Raw genomic sequence first — 14,638 nt, 5'->3', positions numbered from 1 at the left:
CGAGGACGCCCATACGCGATCACATCGGATCGCGTGCTGCCCGAACCGGTTCCCGTGCGGCAGGGGACGACGCGACGCCCTCGCTCCACGTTCGACTCGTGCACACTGCCGACTCCACAGGCGACCGCTGCACCTCCATCGGACAGCGGGATTCGACCACCCACGCCGGATCCAGTGATCACAGGCGCGTCGATCCGCACGCACAACAAGATTCAGCAAATGGGTGGAAACCCTCGAGAGCGTATGCACCTCGGGGACGGACCGCTACGCGTATCAAGTGAACCGCCCTTCGAGAAGCAAGCCCGCTGACCGTTCAAGCTGTTCACAAGAATCCACAGCGTCAATAAGACGGCCATTTTTCCACTGTGGTCCAGATCACCACACCTCGCGCGAACGGGTTCATGCACAGATGATTGAATAGCTGGACGATAACCGCATGTGATAGGTGAACTCTGATGCGTAATCGAAAGTCGATATCTGCGAGTTCCGTGTCCCTTCTCTCCGTGTTCCGGCACCGGCCGCACGGCATCGCGGCCCGGCCCGGCGATCCTGCGGTGACCACCCACCGGGTGACCTACAGCGACCGGTTGCGCGTCTTCCTCGGCCCGGACGAGGCCATCGACAGCTTTCTGCGCCCGCTGGGCAGGCTGGACGGCTTCCACCGCTATTCGGTGAACATGACCCGGCTGGCCGAGCCGATGCGGCCCGCCGACATCGGCCCCGCGATCAGCTCCGCCCCCGGGCGGGAGTATCTGCAGTGCACCGGCTCGGCGGACGCGCTGACCCTGGAGGTGCGCACCGCCGTCGACGGCAGGCCGCACCGCTTCACCGTGGGCCTTCGCGGTGCGCGGCTCGGGCTGCCCGAGGTCGATGTGCCGGTCCCGGCCTGCGTGCCCACCCCGCGCGTCTACCCGGACGAGCTGTTCACCGCCGAGCAGGCGGCCGAGATCTTCACGGCGTACTTCGAGACCGACGCCGTTCCATCCCATCTGCAACTCCGCGAAACGGACGCCTGAGGTGTCCGGCAAGGAGGAAATCGTGAATCCGCTATTGCTCATCGGCGGCGCCGTCCTGGCGTTGGGCCTGCTCGGACTGCTCCTCAGCCTGCTGCTGCGGCCCGCGGGATCGAAGGCGCACCTGACCGTCGCCGACCTCCAGGCCCGGCTCGCCGACGAAGAGTCGGCCACCGCGCCCGAGACGGGCGACGAAACGGAGCCGGACGGGCAGCGAGCCGACGGCATCGAGGCGGCTGATTCCGCGAGTCCGCACGTCGAGCGACCACACCCCGACGCCGACGACACCCGGGACGGCGACGGAACCGAACGGAGCGCGGCTTCCGAGGCGTCGTCGCCGCGCCGGATAGCCTTCAAATAATTAGGCTGACGGTACGGCGGGGATCCGCCGGCTGTTCTCGGGCCCGATGCGCTGCGGCCGGACCCCTTCGGGAAAGGACCGGTTCCGGTGCGCGCGATACTCGGGCAATTGCTCACCCTGCTGCCACACGGACCGGTCGCGCTGGCCCGCGTAGTCGACGTGACCGGCCCCGGGCCTCGGGAACCGGGAGCGGCGATGCTCGTGACCGCGTCCGGGGAGGTGCACGGCTCGCTGTCCGGCGGCTGCGTCGAGGGCGCCGTCGTCGCGTCGGCGCAAGAGGTCCTGAACAGCGGCTACGCGGTGACCGATCGGTTCGGGTACGCCGACTCCGACGGACCCGCGGTTGGCTTGACCTGTGGCGGCGAGATCGAGGTGTTCGTCGAGCGCGTCTCGGACGAGCGGCTCCCACTGCTCGCGGCGGTACAGCAGCGGATCCAGGAGGGCTCGCCCGTCGCCGTGGCGACCACCCTGGACGCCGCACCCGAATGGAAGCTGCTGACACCCGGTGACATCGAGCCGTGGCACGGCGTCGACCGCGACGCGCGGGCGCTGCTCGACGCGGGCCGCTGCGGCGTGGTGGGCGCCGACGAGTGCGCGGCGCACAGCTCGCCGCGGCCCCGGACGTTCGTGCAGGTCTTCGCGGCCCCGGCGCGAATGATCCTGGCGGGCGCGAACGATTTCGTGCGCGCGCTCAGCCGCACCGGCCGCTCGCTGGGCTACCGGGTGACCGTCGTGGACGCCCGCGAGACCTTCGCCACCGCCGCCCGGTTCCCCGCCGCCCACGAGGTCGTCGTGGATTGGCCGCACCGGTATCTGGGCGCGGAGCAGGCGGCAGGGCGGATCGACCAGCGCACCGTGGTCTGCGTGCTCACCCACGACGCCAAATTCGACGTGCCCGCACTGGTGACGGCGCTGTCGTGCCCGCGCATCGGCTTCGTCGGCGCTCTCGGATCCCGCCGGACGCACGCCGAGCGCGTCGAACGACTGCGGGCCGCCGGTGTCGCAGAAGACCAGCTCCGCCGACTGCGCAGCCCGGTCGGTCTCGACCTCGACGCGCGGACACCGGACGAGACGGCCATCTCGATCGCCGCGCAGATCCTGGCCGAGCGCGGCGGCGCTTCCGCCCTCCCGCTCGACCGTATCGACGGCCCCATCCACCGCTGATTGCTAGAAGTTATCCTGCAGAGCGGATTGGACCATCGTCCGACGGGAATACTCGGACACAGAGCCGCACATCTCCGTCGGCAGCGCCCCATTCCACCTTGCACGGCGCGCTATCGCGGCCCACACTTGATTTGCTGAAAATTAACTATGCATAGGTGACGGTGCGTTCGCGCTTCGGCCCCGCCACGCTCTGCCCGGCCCGTCCCACCGAGAGGAGAAAGCGCCGTGACCGCCACCCAGATCGCCGTCCTCTGCTCGCTCGCCGGCGCAGCGAGCCTGGTCGCCACCATCGGGTTGCTGTATGGACCGGCGAACCGGCGGCGCCGGGTCGGCGTCGCCCAGCATGCGCTCGCGGAGCGGATGCCCGCGCCCCTGCTGCCGACCTGCCCCATCGGCAGGCCGCAGCACGTCCCGGTCGAGCCGCTCACCGTGGCGGAAGCCCACGAACTCATGCAGCGCCACCGGATCTGCGAACCCGCCGAGTGCGTCTACAAGTACGCGGCCTTCCGCACGCTGATCGAAGCGGGATACATGCGAGACCCGCATCCGGAAGAGGCCTGACCGTAGCCGCGCCGCGCGGTGACGGCGCGGTTCAGGCCGCCGCGCAGGCGGGCCGCAGCGTGCTCATCGGTGGGCGGTCCGCCAGGGAAACCTCGGTGCGATGGGCGGTGAACTCGTCGCCGATCAAGGGGAACTGGGTCAGCGCCGCACCGGAGTCCTGGATGCCGCTGCGGCCGAGCACGGTACCGAGAATCTGGCGGCTCATCACGCCGAGGTCGGCCAGCGGCCGATTGCGATGCGTACGCACGCCCAGATTGACCTGGCCGATCGCGGACATGCCGAGCCGGTCGTAGGTGTCCAGCAGCAGCCCGATCTCCACGCCGTAGCCCGGCGCGAACGGCACCGAGGCGAGCAGTTCGCGGGTGCCCGCGTATTCCCCGCCCAGGGGCTGCAACACCTGCGAGAGTTCCGGCCGCAGCGCCGCCAGCAGAGGGCGAGCGACCAGTTCGGTGACGCGGCCGCCGCCGTGCGCGTCCACCGCGCCGCCCTGCCGCAACGGTCTGCGGTAGTAGGCCTTGGCCAGATGCAGGTCGTCGACCGTCAGCAGCGGGCCGAGCAGTTTCGGCACGAAGGCGGGATCCGGGTCGATCAAGTCGGAGTCGACGAACGCGATCAGATCACCACTGGTCACCGCGAGGGAGCGCCACAGCACCTCGCCCTTGCCGGGGACCGGCTCCAGTTCCGGCACCGCCTGCTCGCGACTGATCACTTCGGCGCCCGCGGCGCGCGCCCGCTCCGCGGTGGCGTCGGTGGACCCGGAGTCCAGCACGATCAGCTCGTCTACCAACGTGCCGAGCAGCGGCCGAATGCTGGCCACCACGTCGGCCACGGTCCGTTCCTCGTTCAGCGCGGGCAGCACCACCGATACGGTGCGCCCGGCTTTGGCGGCGACGAGTTCGTCCACTCGCCAGTCCGGGGTGTCCCAGGTATTGGTCGTCGCCCAGGCGGGCTCACGGTGTTGAAATGTCATGCCAGACCTCGCAAGGTTCGTGCGGGGGGCCGGATGCCCTGGATCGCGGCGATCATGTCCACGACCCGCCGGGTCGCGGCGACTTCGTGGACACGGAAGACTCGGGCGCCTGCCGCCGCCGACCACGCTGTCGCCGCCAAGGTGCCTTCCAGCCGTTCGGAAAGACCGACACCTAGAGTCTCCCCGATGAAATCCTTGTTGCTCAGCGCCATCAAGACTGGCCATCCGGTTTTTACAAGAACGTCGACTCCGCGCAACAGTTCGAGACCGTGATAAGTGTTCTTGCCGAAATCGTGGGTCGGATCGATCAGAATCGAATCCCGCCGCACGCCCGCCGCGAGCGCGTTCTCCGCGGCGCGCACCACGGTGTCGGTGACCTCGCCCACCACGTCGGCGTAGCGGACCCGATGCGGCCTGGTGCGCGGCACCGCGCCACCGGTATGACTGCACACCACACCCGCGCCGTGCTCGGCGGCGACCGAGACGAGATCGGGATCGGCGCCGGCCCAGGTGTCGTTGATCAGATCCGCCCCTTCGCCCACCGCCACCCGCGCCACCTCCGAGCGCCACGTGTCGATGCTGATCAGTAGCTCCGGGTACTTCGCGCGGATCGCCGCCACGAACGGCACCACCCGGCGCGTCTCCTCGACCGCGTCCACCGAATCGCCCGGACCGGCTTTCACGCCGCCGATGTCGACGAGGTCGGCGCCCTCGTCCACCGCGCGCGCCACCGCGTCCATGGCCGCCGCATCGGTGAAGGTGGCGCCTCGGTCGTAGAACGAATCGGGCGTGCGATTCACGATCGCCATCACCAGCGCTCGATCCGTCGCCACCGGCCTGCCGCACAGCGTGGGAAGCGGCGCCGCGGCCGAGCTGAACATGTCGCTGTCCCGCCTCTCCGCGAATTCAGGCCGTACAGATCAGGAGACAGGGATGTCCGTCGGTTGCTCCACATCTCCTAATTCCCAGACCGTACCAGTCCGGTGACGCGGGATCAGCGCGCAGTCCTGCGCCGGAACCTTTCGGCGGAGGGCCGTCAGCCCTTGGGCGCACGTCCCGCGGCTACGTCGGCGGCGTAGTCGTCGTAGGCGGGGACGTAACCCTCCGCGCGGCCCGCGAGTACGTAGAGCGTGCTGTCCGGATCCGGGGTGTAGCCCTGCTTGCGCAGTTCGACTTTGCGGCTCTTGAACGTCGAGGTCTGTTCCAGTTCGTGGACGATGCGAAGGAACAGCGGAACGGCATACCCGGGCAACTGCCCGTAGGCCAGCTTCGCCACCGCCGCCCCGTCGAATTCCGCGCCGGGACGCAGCGTCACCGCGGCCATGCCCGCCTTGCCGTCGGCGCCGGGGATGTCCACGCCGTAGACCACCGCCTGGGCGATCGACTCCGCCTTGCTCAGCGCGCCCTCCACCTCGGTGGTCGCCACGTTCTCCCCCTTCCAGCGGAACGTGTCGCCGAGCCGGTCCACGAACGCGATGTGATGCCAGCCCTGCTCACGCACCAGATCGCCGGTGTCGAACCAGACGTCACCGGACTCGAAGCCGTCGCGCACCAGCTTGGCTTCGGAGGCGGCCTTGTCGGTGTAACCGTCGAACGGAGAGCGGTCGGTCACCTTGGCCAGCAGGAGCCCGACGCCGCCGGTGCCGACCCGGCGCAGGCGTCCGTTCTTGTCGCGCTTGACCTTTCCGGTCTCCTCGTCGTACTCCACGACGGCATAGGGCAGTGGACCGAAGCCTGCCGTGCGGTCCACGCCGAAGGCGTTGACGAACGCGATGTTCGCCTCGCTCGCGCCGTAGAACTCCACGATTCGCTCGATGCCGAACCGGGATTTGAACTCGTCCCACAGTTCCGGACGCAGCCCGTTGCCGACGGCGAGGCGGACCAGGTGCTGCCGGTCGGTCGGCTTGGCCGGCTGGTTGACGAGGTAGCGGCACAGCTCGCCGATGTAGATGAACGCCGTCGCCTGCTCCCGGATGACCTCGTCCCAGAAGCGGGACGCGGAGAAGCCCCGGCTGAGGGCGAGCGTGCCGCCGGAGGCCAGCACCGCGGACAACGCGACGGTGAGCGCGTTGTTGTGGTACAGCGGCAGGCAGCAGTACATGGTGTCGTTGCCGCGCAGGCGAATTCCGAGGCCACCCAGCCCGGCCATGCTCTTGGTCCAGCGCAGATGGGTCATCACGCTGGCCTTCGGCAGTCCGGTGGTGCCGGAGGTGAAGATGAGGAATGCCCGCTCGCGCGCGGTGACTTCCGCGCAGCTCGGCGGGTCGGCGTCGTCGGCGTCGCGGGCAGCCTGATCGAGTTCGTCCGCGGCGAGGACGTTGCGGGGCGGCTCGGGCAGCGAGTCGATCGCGTCCGCGCATTCCGCGCCGACCACGTTCAGCACGCTGTCGAGCAGGCCGAGGCTGTGCGTCAGCACCTGGTCGCGCTGATGGTGGTTGAGCAGGCCGACGGTTGCTCCGAGCTTGACCGTCGCCAGCACGACGAACAGCGTCTCCGGCCGGTTGGTCATCAGCACGCCGACCACGTCGCCGCGCCGCACTCCGTGCGCAGCGAGCACGCTCGCATACCGGTTCACCTGCGCGTTGGCCGTCCCGTAGGTGTAGGTCGCGCCCTCGAAGCGCAAGAACAAGCGGTCGGGGTGCCGGTGGGCGTTGCGTTGGAAGTACAGCCCCACCGAGGCCTTGGCGTCCGGCGTCACCAGCATGCTCAGGGCATTGCGGAGCATCCCGGGCGCGTCCAGAGCCATCGCGGGAAGGCTGCGGGCCAGGTCGAACAAACTCACCGTCGAGCGGGCGTCGGTGCTCACGTCTTCAGCTCTCCTCACTGGGTGGGCGGCGCCTCCAGTGCCGCGAAGGCGGACGGGAGATCGGTCACCACGGTAATGCGGGACAAGGCTGTCTGGGGCACGAACTTCCGCTCGTACAGCTCGTCCAGCCAGGAGAACAAACCGCGAAAGAAGCCATTGGGATCCAGCACAACGACAGGCTTCTCGTGCTGTCCCAGATAACCGCCGGTCCAGGTCTCGAAGAACTCCTCCAACGTGCCGATGCCGCCGGGCAAGGTGAGGAAGGCGTCGGCGCGGTCCTCCATCACCTGCTTGCGCTGGCGCATGGTGTCGGTGACGACCAGCTCGTCGGCGTCGACGTCGGCGACCTCCCGGTGCACCAGGTGCTTCGGGATCACACCGATGGTGTTCGCGCCGCCCGCGCGCGCCGCGGTGGCGACCGCGCCCATCATCGAGACATGCCCGCCGCCGGACACCAGTTGCCAACCGCGCCGTGCGATCTCGGTGCCCACCCGGGCGGCCAGCGAGAGGTAGTCCTGGTCGGTCGTGCTCGCCGAGCAGTAGACGCAGACGGCGAAAGGCCGATCGCTCACCACTGATCCTCCGTCCCGATCGCATCCTCGGCGCCGCCCGCCTCCGCGGCGGCCTGGATGATGTGCACGACCTCTTCGACGCTGTCGGTCACGTGCAGCAGGCCGAGGTCGCCCGGGGATATCTTGCCCGAGCCGCCGAGCGAATCGCGCAACCAATCGACCAGCCCGGACCAGTACCTGGTGCCGAACAGGATGATCGGGAATCGGGTGATCTTGTGCGTCTGCACCAGCGTCAACGCCTCGAACAACTCGTCGAGCGTGCCGAAACCGCCGGGCAGGCAGATGAACGCCTGCGAGTACTTCACGAACATCGTCTTGCGGACGAAGAAGTACCGGAAATTGATGCCCAGATCCACCCAGTCGTTGAGGCTCTGCTCGAACGGCAGCTCGATACCGAGGCCGATCGAGTAGCCGCCCGCCTCACACGCGCCCCGATTGGCCGCCTCCATCGCACCGGGACCGCCACCGGTGATCACCGCGAAACCCGCTCGTGCCAGCGCGGCGCCGATGGCGCGGCCGGCCTGGTACTCCGGATGGTCGGTGGACGTGCGCGCGGAACCGAAGACGGTCACCGCGCGCGGCACCTCGGCGAGCGCACCGAAGCCTTCGACGAACTCGGCTTGGATCCGCAGCACACGCCAGGGATCGGTGTGTACCCAGTCGGTGTCGCCGCGCTTGTCCAGCAAGTTCCGGTCGGCGGTGCTCACACCGTCCGCCCGCTCGCGGCGGAACATGATCGGGCCGCGGAACTTCGGTGTCGACTTCGGCTTGTGGGTGACCTCGCGGTCCGCGGCGTCGGTGGACATGCGTTCCACGCTACCGCCCGGCAAGGGGGACTCACGGGCTGGACGGGAGAAGTCGTCCGACGTTCAGCCGGCCGCAGGGACGGCGAGACTCGGTCGCAATCTCGCGCCGCACGTCACGATTCGGACCTGCGCCGAGCCGTTCAGTCCGGAGTGCCGCTCAAGTAGCTGCGCAGCATGGCGGTGACCGCGGTGATCTGATCCACGGGGACGTGCTCGTCGCGCTTGTGCGCGAGGTTGGGATCGCCGGGACCGAAATTGACGGCCGGAATCCCGCGGGCCGCGAAACGCGAGACGTCGGTCCAGCCGTACTTCGCGCGCACACCGCCGCCGCCCTGGCGCTGCACCGACGCGATCAGGTCCTTGGCCGCAGGGGCCGTCAGCCCGGGCAGCGCACCCGGGGCCGCGTCGATGACCTCGAAAGACAGCTCCAGCCCGGCGAAGACCTCGCGCACGTGCTCCACGGCTCGGTCGATGGTGCGGTCGGGCGCGAAACGGAAGTTGACCTCCAGCTCGGCGGCATCCGGCACGACATTGCCCGCCACCCCGCCTTCGACGCGGACCGCGGACAGACCCTCGCGATAGACGCAGCCGTCGATGTCCACTTCCCGCGCGCGATAGTCGGCCAGCCGCTGCAGGATCGGGGCGAGCCGGTGAATCGCGTTGTCGCCCAGCCACGCTCGCGCCGAATGCGCGCGCACGCCGGAGGTACGCAGCTCGACCCGCAGCACGCCCTGGCAACCGGCCTCGATCCAGCCGCCGGACGGTTCGCCGAGTACGGCGAGGTCGCCGGTGAGCCACTCGGGCAGATCGCGCTCGATGTGCCCGAGGCCGTTGAACTCGGCGGCGATCTCCTCGCCGTCATAGAAGATCAGGGTCAGATCGTGCACCGGGTCGGCGACCGTCGCGGCCAGGTGCAGGAAGACCGCGTCGCCGGATTTCATGTCCACCGAGCCGCAGCCGTAGAAGACCCGCTCACCGGCCGCGTTCACCTCGAACCGGCCGGGCACGTTGTCGGCGATCGGGACGGTGTCGAGATGCCCGGCCAGGATCACCCGGGTGGGCAGCCCGCGGTGGGTGCGGGCCAGCACCACGTTCCCGTGCCGGAGGATTTCGAAGCCCGTCGTCTGCTCGCGCAGCGCCCGCTCCACCACGTCGGTGATGGCCGCCTCGTCGCGCGAGACGCTCGGGATGTCGACGAGTGCGGCGGTCAGTGTGATCGGGTCGGCATGCAGGTCGATGGTCACGCGCTCCACCCTACGACCGCGTGCCCGCGACGCCAGCAAACCGGCACCCTGACACCGCGCCCTCCTCGCCGACGCCATCACTCGCGGCGCGGCTCACCCATCCGGCGAAGTCCGCGACGGGATGCTCCCGAAGCGACGACCCGGGTTCACCCGACGCGGACGACGCTCTTCCCACGGGTCCGTCCGTCGGCCAGGTTCGCGATCGCGGTCTCGACGTCGTCGAGAGCGTATTCGGCGGTGACATCGATACGCACCGACCCGTCCGCGACGAGCGCCAGAGCGCGGGCGGCGCTACCGGCCAACCGCTTCGGGTGCGCCACCGCCACGCTGATCGAGCAGACACCCGCACGCCACATCGTCCGACCGTCCGTGCCGCGGCACAGGCCCGGTCGACGCCGCGGCGGATCCAGCGCGGCCGAGCAAACGCACCGGCTGGAGCAGCCGCACCGTTGTCCGGCGCGGATCGGTAATCTCTAGGCCGTGAGCATCCAGGGAGCAGCAGCAATCGGTATCGCCAATGTGACCGCGGACGGGACCGTGCTGGACACGTGGTACCCGAACCCGCAGCTCGGCGAGTTCGCCGAGACCGGCACCAAGCGCCTGGACGAGGCGCCCGCCGAGTACGCGGCGCTGCTCGGCTTCGACGACGCGCGCGGGGTCGACGTGATCGCGGTGCACACCACGATCGCCGACCTGGCCGCCGCCCCCGTCGACGCGCACGACGTCTACCTGCGGCTGCATCTGCTCTCGCACCGCCTGGTCAAGCCGCACGAGGTGAGCCTGGACGGCCAGTTCGGCCTGCTCACCAACGTGGTGTGGACCAACCACGGCCCCGCCGCGGTCGAGGGCTTCGAGGCCACCCGCGCCAAGCTGCGCGCCCGCGGCCCGGTCACGGTGTACAGCGTGGACAAGTTCCCGCGCATGGTCGACTACGTACTGCCCTCCGGCGTCCGCATCGGTGACGCGGACCGGGTCCGTCTCGGCGCGCACCTGGCCTCCGGCACCACCGTGATGCACGAGGGCTTCGTGAACTTCAACGCGGGCACTCTCGGCGCGTCCATGGTCGAGGGCCGTATCTCCGCGGGCGTCGTGGTCGGCGACGGCTCCGACATCGGCGGCGGCGCCTCCACCATGGGCACCCTGTCCGGCGGCGGCACCACGGTCATCTCCATCGGCGAACGGTCACTGCTCGGCGCGAACTCCGGTCTCGGCATCCCCCTCGGCAACGACTGCGTGGTGGAAGCCGGCCTCTACCTCACCGCGGGCACCAAGGTCACCACCCCCGACGGCACCCTTGTCAAAGCGGCCGAACTGGCCGGCCGCGACAACCTCCTGTTCCGCCGCAACTCCACCACCGGCGCCGTCCAGGTCGTCCCACGTAAAGGCACCGGCATCGAACTCAACGCCGACCTCCACGCCAACGACTGACCACCTCCGCGAGTGGCGCGTGGCCGAGAGCTCTTCTCGCACTTCGCCGCAGCCATGTGCCACTCGCTAGGTTTCGAGGCCGAAGGCGATTACTCGGTGGGGGTGGATGCGGATCATTTCGCGGGAGACGCCGGAGATGTAGGGGTCGACGTCGGTGAGTGCTTCGGCGGTGCCGCGGATCTCCAGGCAGCGGACGCGCCACGGCTGGACCGACGCCACGTCGTCGACGACGAACGCGACGCGGTCGTTGGTGGCGAGGTTGCGAAATTTCCAGGACGCGCCCATGTTCCAGCCCGCGATGTCGATCGTGCCGAGGTCGGCGTTGTAGCGGAAGCCGACCGGGTTGTTCTGCGGTGTGCCGTCGGGTCGCACGGTGGCCAGCCGGCCCAGGCGCTGGGTGTGCAGGTAGTCGATCTGTTCGGGCGTCAGGGTGGAAGTCATGCGCCGACCGTAGAACCTCTACCTGACTCGAGGTCAATCCCCGTCAGCTCAGCTGCTTCTTCTGCACCTTGCCCATGGCGTTGCGCGGCAGGGCGTCGACCACCCGGATCTCGCGCGGGCGTTTGTGCACCGAAAGGTCCCCCGCCACATGGTCGATCAGCTCGCGTTCGGTCGCAGCGCCGCGCAGTACGACGAAGGCGGTGATGCGCTGGCCGAGGTCGTCGTCGGGCAGGCCGACCACCGCGGCCTCCGCGACCGCGGGATGACCGAGCAGCGCCGTCTCGACCTCACCCGCGCCGACCCGGTAGCCACCGGACTTGATCAGGTCCACCGATTCCCGGCCGACGATGCGGTGGAAGCCCTCCCCATCGATGACGGCGACGTCACCGGTCCGGAACCACCCGTCCGCGGTCCAGGTCTGCGCGGTCGCCTCCGGGCGGTTCAGGTAGCCGTCGAAGAACATGGGCCCGGAGACCTCGAGACCGCCGATGCTCTCGCCGTCGTGCGGGACCAGGGCGCCGGACTCGTCGCGGAGGCGGGTGCGCACGCCGCGCACCGGCGTGCCGACCCAGCCCGGCCTGCGCTCGCCGTCGGCCCGGGTGGACAGCGTGATCATGGTCTCGCTCATGCCGTACCGCTCGACCGGCGCGTGCCCGGTCAGCTCGCGCAGCCGTTCGAACACCGGCACCGGCAGCGGCGCGCTACCGGAGACCAGCAACCGCGCGCCGGCCAACTGCCCGGCCGAATCCGGGTCCTCGACCAGCCGAGACCAGACGGTCGGCACACCGAAGTACAGCGAGCCCTCGGCCGCCGCGTAGGCCTGCGGTGTCGGCTTGCCGGTGTGGATCAGCGGACTGCCCACGCGTAACGGGCCCAGCACGCCGAGGATGAGGCCGTGCACGTGGAACAGCGGAAGTCCGTGAACCAGAGTGTCGCTCGCGGTCCACGCCCATGCCTCGGCGAGGGCGTCCAGACCGGCGGCGATCGCGCCCCGGCTGAGCAGCACACCCTTGGGCAGACCCGTGGTTCCGGAGGTGTACAGCACGAAAGCCGTGGCAGCCGGGCCGGGCTCGGGATAGGTATGCCACGATTTGGCATGCCTGCGCACCGGCACCACGGGCAGGCCGGTGCCCTCCGGCGCCTTGCCCAGCCACGCCTGGGCGCCCGAGTCGGCGAGGATGTGCGCCCGCTCCGCGGCGCCGGAGTCCGGCGGCACCGGCACCACCGTGACGCCCGCGATGAGGCAGCCGACCACCGCCAGCACGGTCTCCACGGTCGGCTCGGCCAGCACCGCCACCCGGTCCGCGCGCGCGATGCGTTCGGCCACCGAAGTTGCCGCGCCCAGCAGGTCGCTGCGCGAGAGGGTCGCCCCGTCGATGGTGACGGCGTCGGGGATGTCCGCTCCGCCTGCGACGGCGAGCGGGTTCAGGGAACTGAGCAGCAGCGGCGGACCGAACGACATCCGCTCACGCTACTTCGCCAGGTCGGCGGCGAAGTAGCGGCGTCCCGCCCGAACCGGGCGGGCATGTGACGGTTGACACCCCCGCTGACGTGGTGAGACCGTTATCGCACAGCTCTCTCAGCACTGCGAGGTCGACGATGACCAGGCCACTTCCCGCGACGCATCGCCCCGAACCGCCGGACTCCTTCGACATCGGGCAGTACATCGACGGCGTGGCCGGCCTGTTCGGAGGGGTCGCCAACGTCATCATGCAGCTGAGCACTCCGCCCGTCGGCTACGGCGTGCTGGAGAGCACGGTCCACAGCGGAAACGTCATGCTCCATCCGGTCAAACGACTGCGCACCACCCTGACCTACCTCTCCGTGGCGATGCTCGGCACCGACGAGGAGCGCGCCGTCTACCGCGAGGCGGTGAACGTCTCGCATCGTCCGGTCCACTCGACCTCGTCGAGTCCGGTGCGCTACAACGCCTTCGACCCCGAGCTGCAACTCTGGGTCGCGGCCTGCCTGCACTGGGGCGCGCGGGATCTGTACGAGCGCATGCACGGCCCGATGGACGAGGCCACGGCCGATGCCTTCTACCACCTGAGCGCCCGGCTCGGCACCACCCTCCAGATGCCGGAGGCGATGTGGCCTGCCGACCGTCGAGCCTTCGACGAGTACTGGGCCGCGCACCTCGCGAAGACCAGCATCGATCCGGCGATCCGCGCCTATTTCGACGGCCTCATCGATCTGCGCATGTTCCCGCGACCGGCACAGCTGGCATTGGGGCGCCTGCACCGCTTCTTCGTGACCGGCCTGCTGCCCCGGCATCTGCGCGAGGAGATGGGCATGACCTGGACCGAGCGCGACGAGCGCGTGCTCGGCCACATCCTGCGCGCGGTCGGGGCCACGCAGTCCCGGCTGCCGCGGCCGGTCCGCGCCTTCCCGTTGAACGCCTACCTCCTCGACATGCGCGTCCGGCGGTTGCTCGGCCTGCGCCTGGTGTAAGCGAACGCGACGCACGCCGTTTCGTACAGCAAACACTGGGCAATCGCAGAGCATCCGCCCGATCGACGGACCGCCGCCGTCGCGAGCCAGGAGGAGAAGATGCGCTTTCGAATGACGACGACCGCGCTCGTCGCGGGGGCGTTCCTGGCACTGTCCCCGCCGGTCGCCTGCGCCGAGCCGACGGCAGAGACCGAGGTGGCCGCCGTTCCGCCGCGCACAGCGATCTCGGTGCGCACGTCGATCGGCATCGGCTGGGGCACGGCGAACGAACACGAGTCGCGCGCGAGCCTGTCGCTGTCCAAACTCTTCTTGGCCGATTACGCCTTGCGCCACGGCGACGGCTCACCCGAGGACCGCATCCTGGGTGAGCAAATGATTCGCTACTCCGATGACGGAGCGGCGACCGAGATGGAGGCCAAGTATCCCGAGGCTATCGCCGCCATCGCCGCCGAGTACGGCCTGCACGAGACGGTGCCCGGGCCGAGCTGGGGCGCCGGGGCCACCAGCACCGCGGACGTGTCGGACTTCCTCGCCGCCAAACTCCGCACGGACCCGGGATCACCGATCTTCGAATGGATGGCCGCGGCGGGATCGACGGCCCGAGACGGCACCGAACAGGACTGGGGCACCGCCAGGTGGCCGTTCGTGCAGGGCACCAAGTGGGGCTGGTCGGATTTCGGCGAGCCGGAGGTCGCCTCGGCGTCCTACGGTCCCGGTTTCGCGGTCACCGCGCAAACCCGCGGCACCGCGGCCGACCAGACCGCGGACGTCATGGCCGCGCTGGGGGCGATGATCCTCGGACGAGGCCGGTACCGCTGAGC

At 69.6% G+C, this 14,638-nt stretch carries 16 protein-coding genes; 7 read left to right on the top strand and 9 right to left on the bottom strand.

What is annotated here, in order from left to right; translation table 11 throughout:
- The first annotated feature begins 488 nt into the window (after positions 1 to 488).
- The 4 genes from NNI01S_RS29165 (at position 489) to NNI01S_RS29150 (ending at position 3,099) form a co-directional block, all read left to right on the top strand.
- Positions 489 to 1,016 (top strand): hypothetical protein, encoded by a 528-nt coding sequence (locus NNI01S_RS29165; protein WP_063024038.1) that lies wholly within the window; start codon positions 489 to 491, stop codon positions 1,014 to 1,016.
- Positions 1,017 to 1,038: 22 nt separating this feature from the next.
- Positions 1,039 to 1,374, top strand: coding sequence for a hypothetical protein (locus NNI01S_RS29160; protein ID WP_157115067.1), 336 nt, complete (start codon positions 1,039 to 1,041; stop codon positions 1,372 to 1,374).
- 87 nt (positions 1,375 to 1,461) lie between these two features.
- Positions 1,462 to 2,538: an XdhC family protein gene (locus tag NNI01S_RS29155; protein ID WP_063024035.1), complete on the top strand. Its 1,077-nt coding sequence runs from the start codon at positions 1,462 to 1,464 to the stop codon at positions 2,536 to 2,538.
- 225 nt (positions 2,539 to 2,763) lie between these two features.
- Positions 2,764 to 3,099, top strand: coding sequence for a hypothetical protein (locus NNI01S_RS29150; protein ID WP_063024033.1), 336 nt, complete (start codon positions 2,764 to 2,766; stop codon positions 3,097 to 3,099).
- 31 nt (positions 3,100 to 3,130) lie between these two features.
- Here the strand turns inward: NNI01S_RS29150 and NNI01S_RS29145 are convergent, their stop codons facing one another.
- The 7 genes from NNI01S_RS29145 to NNI01S_RS29115 all read right to left on the bottom strand — a co-directional run bounded on the left by NNI01S_RS29145 (position 3,131) and on the right by NNI01S_RS29115 (position 9,853).
- A complete protein-coding gene (locus NNI01S_RS29145; RefSeq protein ID WP_063024031.1) occupies positions 3,131 to 4,069 on the bottom strand; it encodes a glucosyl-3-phosphoglycerate synthase in 939 nt (312 codons plus the stop codon).
- The gene (folP, locus tag NNI01S_RS29140; protein WP_063024029.1) at positions 4,066 to 4,950 is read right to left on the bottom strand and encodes a dihydropteroate synthase; all 885 of its coding nucleotides are present in this window, start codon (positions 4,948 to 4,950) and stop codon (positions 4,066 to 4,068) included. Before folP ends, NNI01S_RS29145 begins: the two co-directional genes overlap by 4 nt.
- Before the next feature lie 155 nt (positions 4,951 to 5,105).
- Complete coding sequence (locus NNI01S_RS29135; protein ID WP_063024027.1) at positions 5,106 to 6,875, bottom strand: long-chain-acyl-CoA synthetase; 1,770 nt, start codon at positions 6,873 to 6,875, stop codon at positions 5,106 to 5,108.
- 14 nt (positions 6,876 to 6,889) lie between these two features.
- Positions 6,890 to 7,450 carry an LOG family protein gene (locus tag NNI01S_RS29130; RefSeq protein ID WP_063024025.1) on the bottom strand — a complete coding sequence of 187 codons (561 nt, stop codon included), beginning with the start codon at positions 7,448 to 7,450 and terminating at the stop codon, positions 6,890 to 6,892.
- Positions 7,444 to 8,253, bottom strand: coding sequence for an LOG family protein (locus NNI01S_RS29125; protein ID WP_063024085.1), 810 nt, complete (start codon positions 8,251 to 8,253; stop codon positions 7,444 to 7,446). The genes NNI01S_RS29130 and NNI01S_RS29125 overlap by 7 nt, the downstream gene beginning before the upstream one ends.
- A 140-nt stretch (positions 8,254 to 8,393) precedes the next feature.
- Positions 8,394 to 9,497: a succinyl-diaminopimelate desuccinylase gene (gene dapE / locus NNI01S_RS29120; protein ID WP_063024083.1), complete on the bottom strand. Its 1,104-nt coding sequence runs from the start codon at positions 9,495 to 9,497 to the stop codon at positions 8,394 to 8,396.
- Between the two features lie 146 nt (positions 9,498 to 9,643).
- Positions 9,644 to 9,853: a zinc-binding dehydrogenase gene (locus tag NNI01S_RS29115; RefSeq protein WP_063024023.1), complete on the bottom strand. Its 210-nt coding sequence runs from the start codon at positions 9,851 to 9,853 to the stop codon at positions 9,644 to 9,646.
- 124 nt (positions 9,854 to 9,977) lie between these two features.
- Between NNI01S_RS29115 and dapD the strand changes: the two genes are divergently transcribed.
- Positions 9,978 to 10,925, top strand: coding sequence for a 2,3,4,5-tetrahydropyridine-2,6-dicarboxylate N-succinyltransferase (dapD, locus tag NNI01S_RS29110; protein ID WP_084489380.1), 948 nt, complete (start codon positions 9,978 to 9,980; stop codon positions 10,923 to 10,925).
- Positions 10,926 to 10,991: 66 nt separating this feature from the next.
- Here dapD and NNI01S_RS29105 read toward each other — a convergent pair whose 3' ends face one another.
- Both NNI01S_RS29105 and NNI01S_RS29100 read right to left on the bottom strand, forming a co-directional pair.
- On the bottom strand, positions 10,992 to 11,366 hold the full coding sequence (locus NNI01S_RS29105) for a PPOX class F420-dependent oxidoreductase (RefSeq protein WP_063024019.1): 375 nt from the start codon (positions 11,364 to 11,366) through the stop codon (positions 10,992 to 10,994).
- A gap of 43 nt (positions 11,367 to 11,409) precedes the next feature.
- Positions 11,410 to 12,828: an acyl-CoA synthetase gene (locus NNI01S_RS29100; RefSeq protein ID WP_063024017.1), complete on the bottom strand. Its 1,419-nt coding sequence runs from the start codon at positions 12,826 to 12,828 to the stop codon at positions 11,410 to 11,412.
- Positions 12,829 to 12,965: 137 nt separating this feature from the next.
- Between NNI01S_RS29100 and NNI01S_RS29095 the strand changes: the two genes are divergently transcribed.
- Both NNI01S_RS29095 and NNI01S_RS29090 read left to right on the top strand, forming a co-directional pair.
- Positions 12,966 to 13,817 carry an oxygenase MpaB family protein gene (locus NNI01S_RS29095; protein WP_063024015.1) on the top strand — a complete coding sequence of 284 codons (852 nt, stop codon included), beginning with the start codon at positions 12,966 to 12,968 and terminating at the stop codon, positions 13,815 to 13,817.
- Positions 13,818 to 13,916: 99 nt separating this feature from the next.
- Positions 13,917 to 14,636, top strand: a complete 720-nt coding sequence (locus tag NNI01S_RS29090) for a hypothetical protein (RefSeq protein WP_063917717.1) — start codon at positions 13,917 to 13,919, stop codon at positions 14,634 to 14,636.
- Positions 14,637 to 14,638: the final 2 nt, after the last annotated feature.

It is taken from the genome of Nocardia niwae NBRC 108934 = DSM 45340 (assembly GCF_001613465.1).
GTDB classification, from domain to species: Bacteria; Actinomycetota; Actinomycetes; order Mycobacteriales; family Mycobacteriaceae; genus Nocardia; species Nocardia niwae.
This window is presented reverse-complemented; position numbering and strand designations above follow the sequence as displayed.